Here is a 21,764-nt window from a genome sequence, read left to right on the forward strand (position 1 = left end):
TGTCAACAACAAAAACATCCCTTGACTAGACATTACGCATCATGTTAAATTTTTAAGCCTTTTTAAGATTTTATCTGTGTATACACAAGCCGTTGACCGGATGGATATGAATACTCCTCTTCTTGACCACGTGCCGGATCATATCCGGAAAAAACTCGGCAACCGATCGTTCGTATGCCTGCTCAACGGTCGCGATATTTTCAAGGCTCTGAGGAATGAACACACGATCCTCATGGCCTGCAACACACGCATCAAACATGTGATTCCCGGCATCATGCAGGCTGCGGAAGAGCTGGATGCCGTGGTCGCGTTCGAGCTCACGCGCACCGAGGGTGGCGTCGACGGCGGTTACACGGGCCAGACGCCGGCGATTTTCTTCGAGACCGTGGTTGAGTATGCCGAACGGTGCGGCTTTACCAAACCCTTCATCATCCACGGCGACCATACCACCGTCCAGGACACCGGATCGCAGGAACTGGAAGAAGCCCGCGCTCTCATGGCCGCCCAACTGGAAGCGGGCTACACCTCCTTTGCCGTTGATGCCTCGTTCAACCCCTTGCCGGACAACATCCGCATCACCGTCGACCTGTGCCGGGCCGTCATGGAGCGGGGGTATGGCCTGGAGGTGGAACTGGGCGAGGTGACCCCCGTCGGCACCGAGTCGAATCTGACCACTGCGAGCGAAACAGCGGAATTCCTTTCCGCCCTGGCGGAACAGGGCGTCCACCCCCAACTCCTCGCCATCGACAACGGCTCCAAGCGGGGAAACTACCTGGACGGCCAGATGGTACGGATTGACCTCAAGCGAACCAGCGAGATCCACCAGACGGCCCTGCGCTTTGGCCTGGACGGCTTGGTGCAGCACGGCATCACCGGCACCCCCCTCAAGCTCGTGGGAAAGCTGGCCGACTACGGCATCAGAAAAGGAAATATCGGCACCCTCTGGCAGAACGTGGCCCATGCCGGGCTTCCCCTGGACCTGATGGACGCCATGAGGCGCTGGGCAAAGGACAACGGTCGGGACATCAAGTTCGCGACCCGGGTCTTCAAGGCTGACATCGACGCCATTCCCGAAACGAACGCCCGACTCATCCACGACATGGCCTACCGGGAGGCCAAGGAATTCCTGCTGGCCTTCCACGCCAGGGGTAGCGCCTCGCGCATCGCCTCCCTCATCGGACAGGACCGGTGAGGGTCGTAGGCGGAAGCGCCCGGGGCCGCCGCCTGGCCGCCCCCCGTGGCAACAGGGTACGCCCCACGGCCGACCGGATCAAGGAGGCTCTCTTCAACATTCTTCATTCAGGGATGGAGGGATTCGAAGGGGCACGCGTCCTGGACCTGTTCGCCGGGACCGGGAACCTGGGAATCGAAGCATTGAGCCGCGGTTGCAGCGAAGCGGTGTTCGTGGACAGCCACCGGGAATCGGTGACCGTGATCCGGCGCAACCTCGATGAACTCGGCTTCGGCGACCGGGCCCGCATCATAGCCAGGGATGCGCTGTCCGCCATTGATTCCCTTGAGCGGGAAGGAGCCCCATTCCGGCTCGTGGTGATCGACCCGCCCTACCGGCTCGGCTTGGCTGACAAGGTCCTGGGGCGCCTGGCAGAGTCGCCCCTGATCGCAGAAGAGACGATCATTGTCGTCGAATCCGCCGTGGACGAGGTATTGCCCGACCTCATGGAACCGCTCCACCTGGTTGACCGGCGGACCTACGGCGATACCGCCCTCTCATTCTTCCGGAAAAGGAACTGAACGCCCATGCCGACCAAGATTGCCGTCTACCCGGGCTCATTCGACCCGATCACCTACGGTCACCTGGACATCATCGACCGCGCACTCAGAATATTCGACCAGGTCATCGTTGCGGTGGCCCGCAACTCGGCAAAATCGGCCCTGTTCACCACCGACGAGCGGGTCGACATGATCCAGCGGGTGCTGGCCGACAACGTCAGGGCCAGGGTTGACACTTTCGACGGCCTTCTGATAGATTACGTCCTCTCCCAGAAGGCAACGGTCATTATCCGGGGCCTGCGGGCCATTTCAGATTTCGAGTACGAGTTCCAGATCGCCCAGATGAACCGGAGCATCTCCCAGGACGTGGAGACCCTCTTCATGATGACCTCGGTTCCCTACGGCTATCTTTCCTCCTCCATCGTGAAGGAGGTGAGCTCCCTGAACGGCCCCATCGACGGCCTGGTGCCGCCGCTGGTCCGCCAGGCGCTCAGGGACAAATTCGCCGGACCAGATCGTTAGTGTCCCATTCGGACATTTCCATCACCCCCAAGGAGGGTACAATGAAACTTGCAGACCGCGTCAACAAGATCCAGCCTTCCCCCACCCTGTCCATCGATGCCAAGGCAAAGGCACTGAAGGCTCAGGGCATCGACGTTGTCGGCTTCGGTGCCGGCGAGCCCGATTTCGACACCCCGGCCAACATCAAGGAGGCCGGCAAGAAAGCCATCGACGCAGGTTTCACCAAATACATGCCGGTGGGCGGCGCCGATGACCTGAAAGACGCCATCATCGCCAAAATGAAGCGCGATCACGGGCTGGAGTATACCCGCGACGAGATCTCCGTCGCCTGCGGCGCCAAGCACACCCTCTACAACATCTCCCAGGCCATGATCCAGGAGGGAGACGAAGTCATCATCCCTGGTCCCTACTGGGTCTCCTACCCGGACCAGATTGTGCTTGCCGGCGGCACGCCGGTGTTCATCATGACCGACGAATCCACCGGGTTCAAGATTACGGCCGAGCAACTGGAAAAAGCCATCACCCCCCGGACCGTCTACGTCATCCTCAACTCCCCCTGTAACCCGACCGGCTCCACCTACACCAAGGATGAGCTGAAGGCGCTGGCCGCGGTCCTGCTCAAGCACCCCCACGTCTATGTGGTTTCAGACGACATCTACGAGAAGCTCCTCTATGACGGGCTCGAGTTCTGCAACATCCCCATGGCCTGCCCGGAGCTCAAGGACCGTACCATCATCGTGAATGGCGTCTCCAAAGCCTACTCCATGACCGGCTGGCGGATCGGCTACGCCTGCGGCCCCAAGGCGCTCATGGCCGCCATGACCAAGATGCAGTCCCAGTCCACTTCCAATGCCACCTCCATCGCCCAGAAGGCCTCCGTGGAGGCCCTGAACGGCCCCCAGGACGCCGTGGCCGAGATGGTAAAGGAATTCGAAAAGCGCCGGACCTACATCGTCGACCGGCTGAATGCCATTCCGGGGGTCACCTGTTTCAAGTCCACCGGCGCGTTCTACGCGTTCCCCAACTTCTCCGGCGTGTACGGCAAGACCACTCCGGCCGGCAAGAAGATCGAAAACTCTTCCGACTTTGCCGCTTATCTGCTGGAAGACGCCAAAGTGGCGCTGGTTCCCGGCGTCGCATTCGGGGATGACCGCTACGCCCGCCTCTCCTACGCCACGAGCCTGGAGACCATCAAGAAGGGACTCGACCGGATCGAGGAAGCGATAGGCAATCTCAAGTAAGGATTCACACCGGTGTTGCGTCGGAGCGCAACCCTGCTATTGTTGGGAAAAAGGCGAGGATGACGGTTCCATCCTCGCCTTTTTTTGTACAAACGTGAAGCGGGCTAAAGAGATTCCCCCCGGTGCCGATGAGTACCGGGAGGACAGGTGACAAGGGAGGCGTGATGATTACCAAAGACATGATCATTGGCGACATCATCAGGAAACATCCCCGGACGCTTACGGTGTTCGTCAAGTACGGACTCGACTGCAATGAATGCCAGATTGCAGACTACGAGGAACTGGAGCATGGAGCGGGGGTCCATAAGGTCAATATCGAGCAGTTGCTCAGGGAGTTGAATGAGCACATCGGCTCCGGCACGGAATGAGCGACGAACTATTCAACTACTATAAATACTTCGACCTTGACCAGCGGATCGAGGTGCGTTTTCCCCGCGCCCAAAACGTTTCGTTCAGGGAATGGGGCGTCGTAACCCTTTTTGATGGGGACTTGCTGGTACTGCAGCTCTCCAGGGACAGCCTGCCCGAGAACGTAAGCGCCCGCACCGGCACCATCCTCGATCTCAGGCTCGGCAAGGGAGGGTACGGCTACTGTTGCCGCGCCATAATCGTCGAAGAGCACGGCGAGGCACGGCTGACCGTACGCCTGATCGGCGAAGTCATTCCCGACGAATTGCGGGAATACTATCGGATCGATGCCTATATTCCGCTCCGCTACTCCGTCCCACGCGGCCTCTCCGACCATGAAATCCGACAGCGATGGCGGGTTCGCCGCTACCCCCCCCCAACGACGGTGGAAGCACAGGGCGCATCTTCCGCTGCTCCTCCCCAGGAACCGTCACGGGAGGAGGAATCGTCCCAACCGCCTCCCCTGGCGGCAAACATCAGCGGATCAGGCATCAGGATCAGGATCTCCGAGGAACTCCCCGTGGATACGCTGGTGGATATGGAGTTGTTCCTCTCTCTGGGCAAACTCCGCGTAGTGCCGGTCGTCTGCCAGGTAGTCCATGTGGCTGCGTTGCGGCACAAGGCGGGGGAGCCCCCTCTGTTCAGCACGGCGCTCCGCTTTCTCTGCATCGACGAACGGGACCGGGACATGGTGGTGGGGTTCGTTTCAGCGGCCCAGTTGGAGCACCTGCGCATCATGCGCGGGGGGAACGTGAGCGTCACCGACCTGGAGTACGCCGAATACTCGCGCCACAGGCGCATCCGCCGCATCATCGTGGGCATCATCGTCGTCACACTCGTCGTCATTGCCGTGGCTGTCCTGATCGTCTCGCGCCTCAGTGGCAAAAAAGGCGAGATTGAGGAGACATACGAGCGGGAAATCAGAAAATACCGCCACATCGTTCCCTGGCGCTAACGCGCCGTCCGGACCGACATGGGTCACGACGACACCGGCACGCGCCAGGCATGCCAGCGACTCACCTGATTACTTTTTCTACACCACCACGCCCTCACCCATGAACACCCTCCAACAACCCATACGCCAACAGGTTTCGAACGGCAGCCCCACCCACAATAAACAACAATAATTTCAAGCATTTACCAACAACAACACATCGCAGGCTCACCAGCTTCACAACCGGCACATTCCTTGCTGTAAAGCAAAACATCATTAACGTGTGTACTCTGAAACGCATGCGGCCCGAAGCCAGGAGGTCCCAAGGTGCTCTATAAATCCGTAACCGAGTCGTTCAACGAGTTCATTGTCGACCGTAGCGACGCAAAATGCATCCGCTGCAAGGTCTGTATCCGCCAGTGCGCCTACGAGGTCCATTCTTACGCCGAGGCCATCGACACCCTCACCGAGGATCACACGCTCTGCATCGGGTGCCGCCGCTGTTCGGCCCTCTGTCCCACGGGCGCCATCACGATCCGCTCCAACGAGGAGGCCTTCAAGCGGAACGAGTCCTGGTCCAACGGCCACATCCGCAACCTCTACGCCCAGGCCGACACCGGTGGCATCCTCCTGGCCGCCATGGGCAACCCCGCCAAGTACCCCATTTACTGGGACCATATGCTGCTGGACGCCTCCCAGGTCACCAACCCGTCCATCGACCCACTCAGGGAACCCATGGAATTGCGGACCTATCTGGGCAAGAAGCCCCACTCCATCGAGATCGTCCGCGACGAACAGACCGGCAAGCCGAAGCTCGCCACGAAACTTACCCCTCAGATCAGGATGGAATACCCCTTCATCTTCTCGGCCATGAGCTACGGCGCCCTGAACCTGAACGCTCACAGGGCCATGGCCATGGCTGCCAGCGAACTGGGCACCCTCTATAACACCGGTGAAGGGGGTCTTCACAAGGACCTCTACCGGTACGGCGCCAATGTCATGGTCCAGGTGGCCTCGGGCCGCTTCGGCGTGAGCGAGCAGTACCTGAACGCCGGCGTCGCCATCGAGATCAAGGTTGGCCAGGGTGCCAAGCCGGGCATCGGCGGCCACTTGCCCGGGGAGAAGGTCAACGACCAGATCTCCGAGACCCGGATGATCCCGGTGGGTTCCGACGCCATCTCGCCGGCGCCCCACCACGACATCTACTCCATTGAGGATCTCCGCCAGCTCATCTTTGCCCTCAAGGAGGCGACCAACTACGAGAAACCGGTGTCGGTCAAGATCGCAGCGGTTCACCACGTGGCGGCCATTGCCTCCGGCGTTGCCCGGGCCGGTGCCGACATCATCACCATAGACGGTTTCAGGGGAGGGACCGGCGCGGCTCCCCAGGTCATCCGCGACAACGTGGGACTTCCCATGGAGCTGGCCCTGGCATCGGTGGACGCCCGGCTGCGCGACGAAGGGATCCGCAACCAGGTCGCCATCGTGGTGGGGGGCGGGGTCCGTTCCTCCGGCGATGCCATCAAGGCCATCGCCCTGGGTGCCGACGCCATCAACCTGGGGACTTCCACCCTGCTGGCCCTGGGCTGCACCCTGTGCCAGCGCTGTTACACCGGCAAGTGCCCCTGGGGCATCACCACCAACAACCCCTACCTGGCCAAGCGGCTCAATCCCGAACTGGGAGCCGAGCGACTGGTGAACCTTGTCCACGCCTGGGGCCACGAAATGAAGGAAATCCTCGGCGGCATGGGCCTCAACGCCCTGGAATCCCTCCGTGGCAACCGCTACAAGCTGCGGGCCGTGGGCCTGAGCGAAAAAGACATGAACATTCTCGGCGTCATGCCGGCTGGAGAATAGCCCCCATGAAACGTATCTACATGATTGAAGACGCCTGCATCGGCTGTCATCTGTGTGAAGTCGGCTGCATCACCGAGCATTCGCTTTCCAAGGATCCCGTGCGGGCCTACCTGCACGAGCCCGAGCGCCCCATTGCCCGCTGCACTGTAGAGGAAATCGACGGCGGTATCGTCTCCTTCTCAACCACCTGCCGTCACTGTGACGAACCCGACTGCCTGCGGGCCTGCATCTCCGGCGCAGTCCAGAAGAACGACAAGGGTGTGGTCCGGATCGACACGGAGCAGTGCGTGGGCTGCTGGTCCTGCGTCATGGCGTGCCCCTACGGGGCGATCCAGCGAAACCTGAAGAAAAAGAAAGCAAACAAGTGCGACCTCTGCCCGGACCGCGTGTCTCCGGCCTGCGTCGACGCCTGCCCCAATCGGGCGCTTGTCTTCAAGGAGGGGAGCCAGAAATGAACTACGTGATCATCGGCAACTCGGTGGCTGCCGTGGGAGCCATCCGGGGCATCAGGAGCATCGATCAGCAGGGGACCATCACCGTCATCTCCCGTGAGCGCCACAACGCCTATGGCCGCCCCCTCATCTCCTACCTCCTGGGAGGGCTTGTCACGGAAAAGCGGATGGCGTACCTCCCCGAGGACTTTTACGAAAAGAACCGCGTCAACCTGCTCCTCAACTCGGAAGTGACGGGCATTGACACCGCTGCCCGCCAGGTGCGGATCGCCGGCGGGGACACCATCGGCTATGACCGTCTCCTGGTCGCCACCGGCGGCGACCCCTTCATTCCTCCCATCGAAGGGATGGCCGACAAGGACCGGATCTTCACCTTCACCACCTGGGACGATGCGGCCAAGCTCAAGGGAATCGCCTCCGACATCGGCCGTGTGGTGGTCATAGGCGGCGGCCTCATCGGCCTCAAGGCCGCCGAAGGGCTCCACCTGATCGGCAAGCAGATCACCATCGTGGAACTGGCCGACCGGATCCTTTCGGCCGCCTTCGACCGCCCTGCCGGGCGCGTGGTGGCCAAGAAGATGAAGGCCAACGGCATCGACGTCATCACCGAGGATACGGTTGTCCGGATCGAGGGAGAAGGGGCCGAGGTCACGGGCGTAACGCTCCGCTCCGGCGATTTCATCCCCTGCGATACGATTATCGTGGCCATTGGGGTGCGCCCCGCCTGCGGCTTCCTCAAGGGGAGCGGGGTTGAGGTGAACCGCGGTATCGTGGTCGACGACCGGATGGAGACTTCGGTCGAAGGCATTTATGCCGCGGGCGACGTGGCCGAGGCCAAGGACTTCTTCTCCGGCGTCAAGAACCCCATGCCCATCTGGCCCGACGCGTACATCCAGGGCGACATCGCCGGGGTGAGCATGGCCGGCGGCACCAAGGCCTACGAAGGGGGCCTGGCCATGAACTCCATCGAGCTCTTCAAGGTATCGACCATTTCCATGGGGATCACCAATCCGGCGGAACCCAAAGAGTACGAAATCCTCACCTACCAGGACCTGGAAAACTACCAGTACCGCAAGATCGTCATCAAGGACGGGCTGCTGGCGGGTGCGGTCCTCGTGGGTGCAGTGGACCGGGCCGGAATTTTCTCGGGACTCATCCGGGAGAAGATTGCCGTTGCCCCCTTCAAGGACCAGTTGCTCGCGCCTGACTTCGGCTTTGCCAACCTGCCGAAGGATATCCGGACCGCCCTCTTCGCACCGGCCGGCAAGGTGACGGAAACCGGCAGACCGGCCGTGGCGGTGGGGCACTGAAGGACCGGCAGCTCACACGATTCGACGACCAGACCGAGGTTCGAACAATGATACAGACAACGCGGAAACCGACGCATAACTTCCAGAAGGACATCTCCAACTGCGGCCTGACCGGCTTCATATCCACGGCGGGAAACCTCGTGGAGGGAAGCGTGATCATCAAGTCGATCTCCCTGATGCATGACCGGGGCAACGGCCTCGGCGGGGGATTTGCCGCCTACGGCATCTACCCGGACTTCAAGGAGTTCTTCGCCTTCCATCTCATGTACGAGAACGGCATGGCCTTGCAGCTGACCGAGGAATACCTGGAGCGCCACTTCTTTGTGGAGCACTACGAGGAGATTCCCACCCGCCGCACCCCGGCCATAGTCCATCCTCCCCTGTTCAAGCGCTACTTCGTGAAGCCCTTGGAGACGCCTGAATACCGCGAGGCCATCGACTACCAGAACATGACCGACGAAGACGTGGTCGTGCGCCACGTAATGGCGATCAACAACGAAATCGAAGGCGCCTTTGTGGTTTCCTCGGGCAAGAACATGGGGGCATTCAAGGGCGTCGGCTACCCCGAAGAGATCGCCGACTTCTTCCGCCTCGAAGAGTACACGGGGTATATATGGACCGCCCATAACCGGTTCCCGACCAACACCCCGGGCTGGTGGGGCGGCGCCCACCCCTTCACGCTGCTCGACTGGTCCATCGTCCATAACGGCGAAATCTCGTCCTACGGCATCAACAAGCGCTACCTGGAGATGTATGGATACGTCTGCACCATGCTGACCGACACCGAGGTCGTCGCCTACACCCTCGACCTTCTGATCCGCAAGCACGGCCTGACACCCGAACTTGCAAGCCTTGCCATGGCCGCCCCCTTCTGGGACATGATCGACGGGCTTCCCGACGACGAGCGCCAGCTTCTCACCGCCATCCGCCAGGTTTACGGCAGCGCGCTTCTCAATGGCCCCTTTGCCATCCTCTTCGCCAGCAACGAAGGGCTCATCGGCCTCAATGACCGGGTCAAGCTGCGGCCGCTGGTCTGCGCCATCAAGGACGACTTCGTGTACATGGCATCCGAAGAGGCTGCAATCCGTGAGATCTGCCCGGCACCAGACAAGGTATGGTCACCCCGCGGCGGTGAACCGGTGATCGTCAAGATGCAGCCGGACGTCATCTAAACCATCGGGGATCAGGAACCGGATGTCGGTTGTTCCGAACCTGCCCCTTCAGGAGAGGTTGGTATTATGAACATTAACGCACAGGGTCTTTACTACCGGGATCTGAACCAGAAAGTACGCGAGGCGGTGGCGGCCGGAGCTTCTGAGATTGTGCTGGACAACGTGAACGGGCAGTATTTCATCGGCGACGGGATCAACAAGCCGGTGAAAATCATCATCAATGGTGTACCCGGCAACGACCTGGCTGCCTTCATGAACGGTGCCACCGTGGTTGTCAACGACAACGGCCAGGACAACATCGGCAACACCATGAATGCAGGAAAGGTCATCGTTCACGGCCACGCGGGCGACGTCCTGGGCTACGGCATGCGCGGCGGACGGGTCCACATTCGCAAGGACGTGGGCTACCGGGTAGGCATCCACATGAAATCCTACAATGAAAACAAGCCCGTGCTCATTGCCGGCGGCAAGGCGGGTGACTTCTTCGGCGAGTACATGGCAGGCGGTGTACTGGTACTGCTCGGCATGTTCACGGATGACCCGGAGAAGCCGAAGCACGGCTTCCGGTTCGGCACCGGCATGCACGGCGGTACTATCTTCGTGCGGGGCGGCGTGGACGAGTCGAAGCTCTCCGGCGAGGTCGGGGTCTTCGAACTGACCGATGGCGACCGTGCCGAGCTGGAGCGATACCTGAAGGACTACTGTGCGGACTTCGGCATCGACTTCAGCGAAGTGATGGCGGAAGAGTTCGTGAAAGTCCTGCCCAAAAGCAGACGCCCCTACGGCAATCTCTACTGCCCCATGCCACGCTGACGTTGCAATTCTGAAAACGGCAGTGTTCGACTGCCGAATAGAGGATAATTCTCCTGGCAATGAAAAGAGGGATGCCGCCCGATGGCGACATCCCTCTTTTCATTGCATCAGAACGGGGCTGCTCACTCCAGTTCGTAGCTGAAACTGAGCCCCTCCTCCTTGCGCACCGACCCGCGCACCGCCTCGGCCACCTCACCGAAGAGCATGTCCCGCAGCAGCTTCCTCTTTTTCGGGGGGATGATGAGGGTCGGCTCCCCCTCGATTCCGGCCAGACGCCCCGCCTCCATTACGGCATCGTGCAGCGTGCCGAGCCGGTCCACGAGCTTGAGACGAAGGGCCTGCTCGCCGGTGTAGACCCTGCCGTCGGCAAGCCGGCGTACCTCCTCGACCGGCAGTTTTCTTCCTTCCGCCACGGCGCGCACGAACTGATCGTGGAGGTTGTCGATGACCCCCTGAAGAACGGCCCGCTCCTCCTCGGTGAGCTTCCGCACGGGAGAGCCGGAATCCTTGAACTTGCCGCTCTTGAGGGTGAAGGCCTTGAGCCCCACCTTATCCATGAGCCCTTCGATGTTCGAGAGCTTCATGAGTACGCCGATGCTGCCGGTGATGGAGCCCGGATTGGCATAGATCACGGCAGCGGGCACGGCGACGTGGTAGCCGCCCGAGGCCGCCACACTCCCCATGGAAACAACAACCTTCTTGGTGGCCGCCAACCGCTTGACCGCGGCGTAGATCTCCTGGGACGGGCCGATGACCCCGCCCGGCGACTCGACCCTCAGCACCACCGCCTTGACGCTGCTCTTCTTGCGGAGGTCGTCGAGCTGTTTGACAGTCTCCTGGGAATCGATGATGGGCCCCTTCACCTCCGCATAGCCAATCCCGTCGCCGATGGTTGCGGCCGTCATATCTCCCATGAGAATCCGCGCCATCTGCACCGAAAACGTGAAGAGGATAATCAGTGCAACCAGGGTTACCCCGGTGATTAGAACATGTTTCCTGGTCATGAATGGTCCGTCGGGCCAGCACCGAGCCGGAGAAACTGGCGTCGGTTACCGGGATCATCGCTTGAGAGCTTCACCATGAGCGGGCGTTCCCACTATTCCTGTTGAGACACTCAGCGGCGCTCTGCTAGAATGAATAGTATGAAAATCGTGGTCCTCTCCGATACCCACGGCAATCAAAGCCTGGCACTGAGCATCCTCGACCTGCACGAAGATGCCGGCCACGTCGTCCATCTGGGCGACGAAATTCAGGATGCCGACTTCCTTGAGGATGCCACGGGAAAAACCATCATCAAAGTCCAAGGCAACTGCGACTGCTCCCCTGCCCACCCCCGCGAGGCATCGCTGGTACTCGCCGGCCGGCGCTTCCTTCTGACCCACGGAGACGCCTACCACGTCAAGTCGGGCCTTGAACGGCTCCGGGAGCGGGCCGCCGCCGTTGACGCGGCAGTGGTCCTCTTCGGGCATACCCACGTTGCCTGCGTCGAAGCAATCGACGGCATCCTCTACGTCAATCCGGGCTGCCTGAAGCGGGGAGCCGGCAACCTCACCTATGCCGTTGTAACCCTTGCCGACGGCACCATCACGGCGGAAATCCTTCCTGCCGTGCTTCCCTGAAAGGGCTGAATCAGCAGCCGCAGCCGCAGTTGTGGCAGACCTTGCGGTTATGGTCCTCGGGAGGGACGGTTTCCGGGGCAAAAGCTATGCGCGTCACGGCGCGCCTGATATCGTCCAGCAGGTTGAGATTCGGGCTCTGGCCGATCACATGGCCAACACACACGTTGGCGAAACCGTCGGTCGGGGACGATATCCGGACCGCGTTGAGCAGGTCGCTGTAACTGTTGATGTCGATGGTGAAACCGTCGTTGACCGCCTGCTTGAGGATAACCCCGCTGCGGGAGAGATCCTCGGCCAGAGTGCCGAAAAAACGTTGTGACTCGCCCCCCTGCAAATCGACCTTCCAGTTGTCCCGCACGTGGTTCTGCCGATAGAAAGTAACCGTTATCTCCTTGCCAGCCATCCCATGGCCTCCTTCATTACCGGCATACCGCTTCCGACGTCTTGCGCTGCAGTGACCCCAATACCATGTCGAGCACCGCCTTCTGGCCGGCCTCATATTTGTTCATGACCGCCAGGCAGGTTCCCAGGGGAAAGTGCTGGTGCAGATAGTCCGCATCACGACTCGACAGGACGATGATCCTGTTACGGTCCATGCCCACCTGGCAGGCATAGCGAACCACCTTTTCCCCATCCATGACCGGCATCTCGTAATCCACGAGGAGGAGATCCACATCTCCCTTCCTGATGAGTCCGAGGGCCCGGACGGGATCCGAGCAGGTATGCACGCGCAGCGCGGGAAAGCACTGCCGGATGTACTTTTTCAGAAACTGCGAAAACGATCTGTCATCATCAACGATCAGGATATTTCCCATCAACTACCTCAAAGGGAGTGCCACGGCCGCTCCCTACTTGATCACTCGTGTGGCGGCGCTCAATGCTTTGAATGGTACATGGAGATCCAGCGTTCTGGCAACTCCCATGTTGAGCACCAGGTCAACCTTGCGTGGTGTGTAGACGGGCAGCTCTCCCGGTCTTCGGCCGGAAAGGATCTTGGATGCGTAATCCGCCGCCAGTTGCCCCTGCTCGGTCGGGCTGATCTCGAGGGAAACCAGCGCCCCCCGCTCGGAAGAGCCGGGCGTAAGTGAGATGACCGCCACACGCGCGTCGGTGGCCTTCCTGACGATGCGGTCGAACCCTCTGCCGATCACCGAACTCTCGGAAACAAAGAGGCAGTCAGCGCGGCCGAGCAGATAGGTAAGCGCCGTATCGAGTCCCGCAGCGGACGGCACATTCGCCTCGACAACCGCGAACCCCTGCTGGGCCGCCGCGCGCTTGACCTCCTTGAGCTGAAGGATTGAGCCGGCTTCCCGGGTATTGTAGAGGACGCCCAGGGTCCTGATGGGGCGGATATCGCCCATGGCCTTGATGAGCGTTGCTACGGGGACCTTGGAGCTGACTCCGCAGAGGCTTCCCCCCGCCTGGGACATGCTGCGCGAGATGCCGGTTTCGACCGGCCCGTAGACGTCCACGAACACGACGGGAATGCCGCTGGTTTCCTGCTTTGCGGCAAGGGTGACGGGAGCACCGAACGTCACGAGCAGGTCGGGCTTTATGGCGTCGAATTTCCGCACACTGTTCGCCCAGGATATGGGGTCAGGGTTGGGCGTCTGCGTCACCACCTCCACGGTCCCCTCTTCATACCCTTTCGCCGCCAGAGCCTTGAGGAACGAACGGTACGCATCACGGTAACGCTCCATATCGCTGGTGAGCACGGCAGCCACCAGCTTGCCCGCCGCAGACGCCGACGACGCGCCGCAGCAGAGACAGAGCATGCACGTGAGTGCTATGAAGAGTTTTTTGAGCGCCATTACTCGGTTCCGGTCATCCCGCTACCACTTCGCCCTCACAAGGGCGGTTACCTGATGCACGTTCCCCTCGTACAGGGAAGACAGCTTATTGTCGTAATCCCGATAGGAATAGTCGAGACCGCAGGAAACCAGTTGCGAAAAATGATAGTTGACCCGCGCGGAGAGCGAGTTCTCGATGGTCTTCGCTTGCGACGCGTCCCTGATCAGGAAGGTTGATATCCCGTCGGCCGTGGAATCTTCGGGTTTGAAATCGGAAAGAGAACGCACCTGCTGGAGTGCCAGTGAAAGATCGACCCGCTCCGTGAACCGATAGGATGCGTTCAACGATATAATCTGCGCCTCGGATGTGTACTTGGTCCCTGCGTAGCCTCCGAGAAGAAAGCGGGACAGGAGGATTGCCTGATCGGAGTGGTCCCTGAGATATCCGGCACTGACGCTCACCATGAGGGCCTCAAGGGGAGTGAACCAGACACTCGCCGCGCCGTGAACCGAGCGACGGTCGCGCGGCAGGGTCAGGGTTCCGTGCAACGGCGGGTCGTCGAAGGTGGTGACGTCCTGCGTGATGTGGTCATTGTTTTCACGGACGATCTTGTAACTGGCGGTGACTCCCCACCTTCCGGCCATGGTGTAGGAGGCCAGAATGTTCCCCTCATGGCGGTTTTCAGCCTCGGTGCCGTACGACGGACTGTCGGTGGCCGTGTAGGCGTACAGCGCCCGCAGGCGCATCCCCTTGAACGGGCGATAGAGCAGGGTCATCGTGCCGCGGTTTGAGGACGTGGTATCGGGCAGACGCCAGCGGTCAACGTCCGTGCCGGTGTTCGAGCGTTGCTGGAAGTCGCCCCGATACTCGCCGTTGAAGGTCAGGATGGTGTTCGGTCGGAGGGAAAAGTTGACCGAGACCACGTCGCGCCGCGTGTCCATACCAGAGCGGACGCGCACAACCGGGTTCGACAGCGAGGGTACCTGGACGACGGACGGCGCATCCCGGTCGATCTCCTGGTGCCGGTACTTCGCCGAAAACGAGAACCACTGGCAAGGGGTATAGACGAAATCTCCGGCCACATTCTGCAGGGTATTGGAGGTCTGGTCGGCTCCCGCCACGGTCGTGAGCGACGACTGGTTATCCCTTTTTCCGTATGAATAGGAGGCGGATCCGATGATTCCTCCCGTAAGCGATGTATAGAGCTTGGCGGTATGGGAGTAGTATCGGCTCTCCGGTGTCGTGTTGTGCTGGAGAAGTCCGGCGCTGCGGATCAGATCGCCGTTTTCGCCGTAGCGGGGCGCAAACTGGAAGCCGGGCGGCGCGATGCCGTCGTCCAACTGCCTGATCAGGAAGGTGTAGAGGATATTGATCGGTCCCAGATGGGCGTCAAAGCCGATGGTTCCCTCCTGGGTGTGGTTCTTGACGGGACGGCTCTGAAGCAGGAGCCTGTTGCGCCGGTCCTGGTTGTTCGCGTCCAGATCGGCCGGGTTGGGCGACTCGTCGAAGCCGTAATCGGAAAAGCGAAGCTGAGAGTAGCCGTCGCGTACCAGCATCCAGTGGCCGATATTGAGGTGAATGGGATAGTCGTGGAATTTATAGCGGAAATTGATGCTGTCCTGCCGCACGTACATGCCGTACTCATCAGACGGGTTCAGGTCGGTCGCAATGGGAACGTGTGGCGTTTCGTGGTCAAGGTTGTGATAGAGCGCCTCGGTTCGGAGATTCAGCCGGTAATACCCCTTGTAGTCAAACAGCAGGGACGCGTTGTAGTCCTTGCTATTGAGGTATTCGCCCTCAACAACCAGTTTGAGATCCCTGCCCACGGAACCGACGGTGAACCGCCCCGCCCCGCTCGACCGGAGACGATCGTATTCAGCGGCCCGGCTCCCATCGCGGCTGACATCGACAAACCGGTTGCCGGCGGAAAGATCGACAATTTGCCGCGTACGGACGTCAACCTCCTCAAGGGGCACTTCGACGTATTCACCTTCTTCCGTTTCACTCTCCTGCGGCACAACGGCCGCATAAGGGAGATCCTCAGGCTCTGCCGCCGCAACAAGCTCCTCGCATCCGGCACCGGCCGGAATTGCCGCCGCAAGCAGTACGAACGCCACCGCCAGCTTTGCTCTTAGCCTCATGAGTTCCTTCACGGGTCGACTCCTTGGCACAGTTGTCGGCAACTCACTGCAGGAACCAGGCACGCCCTTCGGCGGACGGCATGTCGGTTCCGTGAATCTGTGAATGGCAGTCGGTACAGCGGCTGGCGAAAAGCCGCCTGTTCTGGGGAGCAGTTGCCGGGTCCGCGTCGAGGGTGTAGAAATGTCCCGAATGGCACTGGAGACACAGGAACGGCATCGCCGCGCTCAGGAGATGGTTGCTGACCGAGCCGTGGGGAGTGTGGCAGGTGGAGCAGTTCTCGGTCACGTCGCCATGCTCGAAGGCAAAGGGGCCCTGTTTGTCCATGTGACAGCGGGTGCACATCTCCTTGACCGTGTTGCCCCGCAGAAGGTGCTCCTGGGTGGAACCATGGGGCTCATGACAATCGGTGCACGCCATTTTCCTCTCCCGGAGCGGATGGTGTGAAAAGAGCTGGGCTTCGGCCTTCACCTGGGGATGGCAGCCGTAGCACATCTCTGCCATTTCCTCCCGGCTCACCTTCTGCTGGGAGCCTTGGTGAAGCTTGTGGCAGTCGAAGCATCCGACGTCGTTCAAGGCATGAACGCCGGTGTTCCAGTGGGCAAGACTCGGCGTTGACGCGGCGGTATGACATTTGAGGCAGATGAGAGATTGGGCGGGGGTGTGCAGGTTTTTGATGTCGAGGAGCTTGCCGGTGTCGCACTTGACTTTGTGTTCGTCGTTGTACGCCACGTCCTCCCCGACTTTCTCGATGGCCAGGCTTCCCGGCCCGTGGCATGATTCGCAGTTAACCAGGGGGAGGCCTGTTTCGGGGCGGATCTGCTCGCCGTGAACGCTGTGGCGGAAATCGTCGGTTATCTTTTCATGTTTGTGGCAACGGGCCACACAGTTGTCGGTCCCTACGTACTCCGCATCGAGACGCCCAACGATCATCCGTTCATACTCCCTGACCGGCAGGAGCGGACGGTCCTGCTTGAGCGCCGCGCAGCCCGCGAGAAGCGAGACGCCGACGACCAGTGAGACACTCAGTGCAACAAACGCTTTTCCGTATCCTCTCATGGATCTTCCCCTGTGGGCAGAACACCTGACGCGGTCACGCGGTCATTCGCCCTTGATCCCCTTGGTGGTCGTGTAAATGAACCCCCTCACAATCGGGTTTTGACTTGCCTTGATCTCCGTTGGGGTGCCGACATCGACGATCCGCCCGTCGTGCATCATGGCGATGCGGTCCGAGACATAGAGGGCGAAGTTCAGGTCGTGAGTCACGATTATGGTGGTGTTCTTCGTCGTCTCCTTAAGCTTCAGGATGGTATTCGCCAGTTCGTCGGTGGTCACGGGATCCAACTCCGCCGTCGGCTCGTCATACAGTATGAGGTCGGGGTTCATGGCCAGGGACCGGGCAATGGCGACCCGCTTTTTCATGCCCCCCGACAGCTCCGACGTCTTGAGCTGCTCGGTATTCTCCAGACCCACCATGGCCAGCTTCTCGCGGATGATCTCCCGGATGCGCTGCTCCTTGCAGATCCGCTTCTCGCGCAACCAGAGCCCCACGTTCTCGCCCACGGTCAGCGAGTTGAACAAGGCCGACGACTGGAACACCATGCTGTAGCGGTAGTCGCTCGGCGTATCCTTCCCCGCGTTGACGAAGACCGGATGGCCGTCGATGAAGATCTCTCCGCTGTCGGGACGATCCAGCTTGACGATATGACGCAGGAGAACGCTCTTGCCGGTTCCGGACGGGCCGATGATGCAGAAGGTCTCCCCCGCATTGATGGCCAGATTGACATCCTTCAGGACATGTTTCTCGCCGAAATACTTGTTGAGGTTCTCGATCCTGATGGAAACCCCGCGGGTATCGGTCAGATCAACCCGGCAGTCGCCCCCCTCCTTGTGGAAAAAGGTAGGGGCAAGTCCGTGCATCAGTTTATGAAAGAGCCCTTCGCCATCGTGTGCCGAATCCATTTGGGAAACAAAAACCACGGTACTATTCCTCGCGCTATAGTGGCCGTTCATGATACCAGAGGCGCGGTCACTCCTCAACAGCGGTGTTCAGGGCCGCGTCGCGCTCACATTAAAAAAGATAGCGGCGCTGGTTGGTAAAAAACGAGCGGTGCCGGTAGATATACTGCGTCAACAGCAGGATGGCCAGGGCGCTGGCGATATTGTTGACCACCAGGGCTTCCTTGTCGATCGGCTCCCCGATGATCCGTTCCAGTTCGACGGTGGTAATCATGTTCAGGTTGATGATGGTGTTCACCACCTCGAAGAGGTTGTAGCCGATCAGGCAATACCAGGTCAGCAGCTGTCTCTTGTAAATCCCCAGAAAAAGATAGAGACAGATGAGGCTGTCGACGAACACGATTGCCTTGGCCACCGTTCCCACATAAATCCGCCCCAGGAAGGGGAAGGGATTACCGTAACTGGTGGCCGTAACGATAAAGAAAAAGAGATAGAGCCCGGTCAGCAACACGAGGCCGAGGGGGCGCGAGTCCATTTCCAGTTCCTGATCTTCGGTCATTTGGCGGCCTTTCCGAGGTGATCCGACTGAATCGCTTCAGCGCTTCGGGCGGCGCATGTCGCTAATGGCGACACAGGCGAAAATCGTGGCCATGACCAACGCAATGAAGATCCAGTCTGCAATACTGAAGCCAAACATATCCTACTCCTCCCCTGTGACCTTCCTGAGGCAGGCAAGCGACTCCTCGTGGGCCGGATCCAGCTGAAGCGCGGCGCGGAACGACTCTTCGGCATAACGCGGCATGTCAAGCTGCACGAAGCTCTTGCCGATGACGCAATGGATGTCGGCAATGGGAAACTCGGCGCAGAAAATCCCGTCCATGAGCACATCCTGGAGAATAGCGACGGCCTCCTCGTAGTCACCAGTGTGAAAACAGGCAAAGGCAGCTCCTATGGCCTCCAGGTAATCCACCGGGGCAATAAGGGGGAGCCGTCCCTCGCTGATCCGGGCAAGACGTACCCTGAAACGCTCCGCTTCATCGGCATCGGCCGGGTCGAGGGTATCGCGCCAGCAGGAGGCCGCCTCTTCGTATTTTCCCAGCAGGTAGCAGACCTCCCCCAGCAGGCGGAGCGCTCTGCCGTCTCCCGGCGTCAGTTCCAGTGCGCGCCGCAGGAAGTGTTCGGCCCGATAGATGCTGACCGTGGACATGTGGAGCGCCGAAAGCCGCAGCCCCCGGTCGAGATAGGCACGGCCGATCTCCAGGGGGAGTCCCGCATTGTCCGGTTCGAGGAGAGAGAGGACCTTGAGGCTGGCGATCTTCCGGTCGATGTAGGGGACCTCCACATCCTTGCTGTCGAGCATGATAGCGTGGCTGGCCAGCTCCGCCAGGTAGTGGGGGTAGGCGTCCCGCAGCAGCGTCGCATAGGCCGCGCAGTGGATGCAGTCCGGGTTGGTCCGCAGAGTCTGGTAGACTCCCCTGCCAACCGCATCATAGGAAGGTTCTCCGTCGAGGGAAGCGTAATCCTCCTCCAGAAGCGGGACCGGCAGCCCGCCGTAGGGAATCTCGGCCGCGCCGTCCTTGAAGACGAGCACCGCGTCGTGGGGTGGGTAGTAGTAGGTGACTCCCTTGATGGGGGTCAGGTCCTGCACCTGAGCACTCATATTCGTACTCCTCCTCGTGTTTCGCCAACAAGGTCGTTCTCGCGGTTGGGAAAGGTATCGACTCCCGCATGAATGCCGACCATTTTGTAGATGCGTACTTCGTCCCACGGCTCGTCCATGATGCCGTCGTGGATTGCCCAGCTGCGCCCCCGCACCGTCCGTTCGGCACCGGGCAGCCGGAATGGCGTCGAGCCGTCGAGCCGTTGATGGAAAATTCCGCCGGGCCTGAATTCCCGATCGATCTCCACCATGAGCCGCTTGCCCGTGACATAGTCGAAACCGTACTTTTCGTAGCGGATGGCGTTGTCGTAGGTCAGGGGCTCCGCCGCAATCATCTCCATGCCGAGAGCGTCCACGAAGCGCTCGAATCGCGGAAAAAACTCGCCGAACAGGTTGAGTCCGCGCCGCGTCTGATTCGGGAACAACCCCGCCGCCATGGCGCGAATCTCTTCGGGGACATTCCGCCCCTGAGAGGCAAAGTAATTGGACCGCCCTTCGGCATCCCTGTCCACATCGAAACGCGGGGCATGCGGATCGGCAATGATGCAAAAGGCCAGCTCAATCTGCCGGTAGGGGGTATCGGCCAACTCCAGAAAGAAGACCGTGTCCCGGTCGTCGGGTCGGGCTCTCACCTCGATCCTCACCAGACCGATTCCCTCCGGCGCGATGATTCGTACTCTGCCGAGGCCGTCGGCCCCACGCAGGGTTTCGTGCGATATTCCAAGCAGTTCAAACAGCCGGGGGGGAATCAGTCCGGCGTAAAACCGGTCGCGCTCCGCCGGGGCGAGACCATTGATCTCGCGCAGGGTATGGAGTTCGCGGCCCGAGGCCGACACCAGCGGCTCATTCCCCGGAAGTCTCGCCATAGGAACCGATGATCACCGGGAAAATCGTCTTCCGGATGACGGCTATGCTGCGTTCCACTGCGTCCAGGGCCTGATTGCGGTCGTCCTCCTGGGCCCAGTGCATGGCATCGAGGAGCATCCTGTTGGGATAGCCGAGCCGGCCGATAATCGATACGAACGAATCCGGCAGCCGGGGCGGCAGTTCGACCCCGTTCATCACCCCCCAGGCAAGGGTCCAGGCCCTGGCCACATTGACCAGGTTGTATCCGCCCCCTCCCACGGCAACCCAGGGGATGCCGAGCGCCTTGAGCTTGCGCAGGATATAGGTGTAGCTGTGAGTCGTCACCTCAAGCCGCGTAAGGGGATCGGTACGGAAGGTGTCGGCGCCCAGTTGAGTCACGAGGACGTCGGGATTATAGGCGGCGAGAAGCGGAAACGCCACTTCGTCGAAGGCCTTCATGAAAAGCGCATCGTCGGCGTGGGCCACCAGCGGGATATTGACCGAATACCCCGTGCCCGCCCCGGTGCCGGTTTCCCCCTCGAAACCGGTGCCGGGAAAAAAGTACATGCCGCTCTCGTGAATCGAAATGGTCAGGACCCGGTCCGTATCGTAGAACGCTTCCTGCACGCCGTCGCCGTGGTGGGCGTCGATATCGAGGTACGCCACCCGCAGGCCCTTTTCCAGGAGCAGGTTGATGGCCACGACCGCGTCGTTCAGGTAGGAAAATCCCGATGCCTTGGCCCGATGGGCGTGATGCCACCCCCCCGCAAGATTGAAGACGATGTCATAGCCCTCCTCGGCAACCAGCCGGGCCGCCTCGATGGTCCCTCCGGCACCCAGCCGGGCCCAGTCGTAGAGCCCCCTGAAAACCGGGTTGTCCAGATCGCCGAGACCGTACCGGAAATCGGCGCGGGCATCGTCCGACTCGCTGAATTCCCTGAGACGTTCGAGATAGTCGGGCGCGTGAAAGGTAAGCAGTGCCTCTTCCGCGGCTCGGGGGCAGTCGAGGATTCTGACGTTCGGAAGCTCCATGAGGCCATAGGCGCGCATGAGCTCAAAGGCGAGAATGTAACGCTGAATCTTGAACGGGTGATCGTCGCCGTAGCTGAACCGGTCGAAATCGTTCGAGTATATGAGGGCTGTTCTGGCTGGCAATAGAATTCCCGTAACAGAAAGACGCAAATAGCCTCAATTTCTTTTAACCACGCGAATTTACAATGTAGACATCCCCCCGTCAACCCCTATTTTCCCCGGCGGTCGAAGCGGATGGCAGAACGGGCGCCTCTTTTTCAGGCAGCCCTGCCGAAGGT

General features: G+C 60.5%; 23 protein-coding genes. 12 read left to right on the plus strand and 11 right to left on the minus strand.

The window, feature by feature from the left end; genetic code table 11:
• Positions 1-106: 106 nt before the first annotated feature.
• The 11 genes from AABA48_RS08410 (at position 107) to AABA48_RS08460 (ending at position 10,440) form a co-directional block, all read left to right on the plus strand.
• The gene (locus tag AABA48_RS08410; protein ID WP_286350071.1) at positions 107-1,192 is read left to right on the plus strand and encodes a class II fructose-bisphosphate aldolase; all 1,086 of its coding nucleotides are present in this window, start codon (positions 107-109) and stop codon (positions 1,190-1,192) included.
• Positions 1,189-1,752 (plus strand): 16S rRNA (guanine(966)-N(2))-methyltransferase RsmD, encoded by a 564-nt coding sequence (rsmD, locus tag AABA48_RS08415; RefSeq protein WP_286350072.1) that lies wholly within the window; start codon positions 1,189-1,191, stop codon positions 1,750-1,752. The genes AABA48_RS08410 and rsmD overlap by 4 nt, the downstream gene beginning before the upstream one ends.
• 6 nt (positions 1,753-1,758) lie before the next feature.
• On the plus strand, positions 1,759-2,253 hold the full coding sequence (coaD, locus tag AABA48_RS08420) for a pantetheine-phosphate adenylyltransferase (protein WP_010941899.1): 495 nt from the start codon (positions 1,759-1,761) through the stop codon (positions 2,251-2,253).
• Positions 2,254-2,294: 41 nt separating this feature from the next.
• Positions 2,295-3,494: a pyridoxal phosphate-dependent aminotransferase gene (locus AABA48_RS08425; RefSeq protein ID WP_338271283.1), complete on the plus strand. Its 1,200-nt coding sequence runs from the start codon at positions 2,295-2,297 to the stop codon at positions 3,492-3,494.
• A 164-nt stretch (positions 3,495-3,658) separates the two neighbouring features.
• Positions 3,659-3,862, plus strand: a complete 204-nt coding sequence (locus tag AABA48_RS08430) for a DUF1858 domain-containing protein (protein WP_286350074.1) — start codon at positions 3,659-3,661, stop codon at positions 3,860-3,862.
• Positions 3,859-4,857: a PilZ-like domain-containing protein gene (locus tag AABA48_RS08435; protein WP_286350075.1), complete on the plus strand. Its 999-nt coding sequence runs from the start codon at positions 3,859-3,861 to the stop codon at positions 4,855-4,857. The genes AABA48_RS08430 and AABA48_RS08435 overlap by 4 nt, the downstream gene beginning before the upstream one ends.
• A gap of 306 nt (positions 4,858-5,163) precedes the next feature.
• Positions 5,164-6,693, plus strand: a complete 1,530-nt coding sequence (locus AABA48_RS08440; RefSeq protein WP_286350076.1) for a glutamate synthase-related protein — start codon at positions 5,164-5,166, stop codon at positions 6,691-6,693.
• A gap of 5 nt (positions 6,694-6,698) precedes the next feature.
• The gene (locus tag AABA48_RS08445; protein ID WP_286350077.1) at positions 6,699-7,148 is read left to right on the plus strand and encodes a 4Fe-4S dicluster domain-containing protein; all 450 of its coding nucleotides are present in this window, start codon (positions 6,699-6,701) and stop codon (positions 7,146-7,148) included.
• Positions 7,145-8,455, plus strand: a complete 1,311-nt coding sequence (locus AABA48_RS08450) for an NAD(P)/FAD-dependent oxidoreductase (RefSeq protein WP_286350078.1) — start codon at positions 7,145-7,147, stop codon at positions 8,453-8,455. The genes AABA48_RS08445 and AABA48_RS08450 overlap by 4 nt, the downstream gene beginning before the upstream one ends.
• A gap of 47 nt (positions 8,456-8,502) precedes the next feature.
• Entirely contained in the window at positions 8,503-9,627 is a 1,125-nt protein-coding gene (locus tag AABA48_RS08455) for a class II glutamine amidotransferase (protein WP_338271284.1), read from the plus strand.
• A gap of 66 nt (positions 9,628-9,693) precedes the next feature.
• On the plus strand, positions 9,694-10,440 hold the full coding sequence (locus AABA48_RS08460) for a hypothetical protein (protein WP_010941891.1): 747 nt from the start codon (positions 9,694-9,696) through the stop codon (positions 10,438-10,440).
• Between the two features lie 122 nt (positions 10,441-10,562).
• On the opposite strand, the gene sppA is transcribed toward AABA48_RS08460, so the two are convergent.
• Positions 10,563-11,444, minus strand: coding sequence for a signal peptide peptidase SppA (gene sppA, locus AABA48_RS08465; protein ID WP_286350080.1), 882 nt, complete (start codon positions 11,442-11,444; stop codon positions 10,563-10,565).
• 138 nt (positions 11,445-11,582) lie between these two features.
• Here sppA and AABA48_RS08470 point away from each other — a divergent pair, with 138 nt between their 5' ends.
• Positions 11,583-12,059 carry a metallophosphoesterase family protein gene (locus AABA48_RS08470; protein ID WP_286350081.1) on the plus strand — a complete coding sequence of 159 codons (477 nt, stop codon included), beginning with the start codon at positions 11,583-11,585 and terminating at the stop codon, positions 12,057-12,059.
• A gap of 10 nt (positions 12,060-12,069) precedes the next feature.
• On the opposite strand, the gene AABA48_RS08475 is transcribed toward AABA48_RS08470, so the two are convergent.
• From AABA48_RS08475 to AABA48_RS08520, 10 genes are all read right to left on the minus strand, one after another.
• Positions 12,070-12,462, minus strand: a complete 393-nt coding sequence (locus AABA48_RS08475; protein ID WP_286350082.1) for a hypothetical protein — start codon at positions 12,460-12,462, stop codon at positions 12,070-12,072.
• Between the two features lie 16 nt (positions 12,463-12,478).
• Positions 12,479-12,874, minus strand: coding sequence for a response regulator (locus AABA48_RS08480; protein WP_039645572.1), 396 nt, complete (start codon positions 12,872-12,874; stop codon positions 12,479-12,481).
• Between the two features lie 33 nt (positions 12,875-12,907).
• Positions 12,908-13,870 (minus strand): ABC transporter substrate-binding protein, encoded by a 963-nt coding sequence (locus AABA48_RS08485; RefSeq protein ID WP_286350083.1) that lies wholly within the window; start codon positions 13,868-13,870, stop codon positions 12,908-12,910.
• Positions 13,871-13,891: 21 nt separating this feature from the next.
• Positions 13,892-16,003, minus strand: coding sequence for a hypothetical protein (locus AABA48_RS08490; RefSeq protein WP_286350084.1), 2,112 nt, complete (start codon positions 16,001-16,003; stop codon positions 13,892-13,894).
• 31 nt (positions 16,004-16,034) lie between these two features.
• Positions 16,035-17,048, minus strand: coding sequence for a DmsE family decaheme c-type cytochrome (locus tag AABA48_RS08495; protein ID WP_286350085.1), 1,014 nt, complete (start codon positions 17,046-17,048; stop codon positions 16,035-16,037).
• Positions 17,049-17,090: 42 nt separating this feature from the next.
• Complete coding sequence (locus tag AABA48_RS08500; protein WP_286350086.1) at positions 17,091-17,951, minus strand: ABC transporter ATP-binding protein; 861 nt, start codon at positions 17,949-17,951, stop codon at positions 17,091-17,093.
• A 109-nt stretch (positions 17,952-18,060) separates the two neighbouring features.
• The gene (locus tag AABA48_RS08505; protein ID WP_286350087.1) at positions 18,061-18,507 is read right to left on the minus strand and encodes a hypothetical protein; all 447 of its coding nucleotides are present in this window, start codon (positions 18,505-18,507) and stop codon (positions 18,061-18,063) included.
• A gap of 141 nt (positions 18,508-18,648) precedes the next feature.
• Positions 18,649-19,608: a hypothetical protein gene (locus AABA48_RS08510; RefSeq protein WP_045668124.1), complete on the minus strand. Its 960-nt coding sequence runs from the start codon at positions 19,606-19,608 to the stop codon at positions 18,649-18,651.
• Positions 19,605-20,474, minus strand: coding sequence for a hypothetical protein (locus AABA48_RS08515; RefSeq protein ID WP_045668123.1), 870 nt, complete (start codon positions 20,472-20,474; stop codon positions 19,605-19,607). The genes AABA48_RS08510 and AABA48_RS08515 overlap by 4 nt, the downstream gene beginning before the upstream one ends.
• On the minus strand, positions 20,452-21,609 hold the full coding sequence (locus AABA48_RS08520) for an acetoin utilization protein AcuC (protein ID WP_045668122.1): 1,158 nt from the start codon (positions 21,607-21,609) through the stop codon (positions 20,452-20,454). Before AABA48_RS08520 ends, AABA48_RS08515 begins: the two co-directional genes overlap by 23 nt.
• Positions 21,610-21,764 lie beyond the last annotated feature (155 nt).

The sequence above is a fragment of the Geobacter sp. 60473 genome (assembly GCF_036323535.1).
In the GTDB taxonomy this organism is placed as follows: Bacteria; Desulfobacterota; Desulfuromonadia; order Geobacterales; family Geobacteraceae; genus Geobacter; species Geobacter sulfurreducens.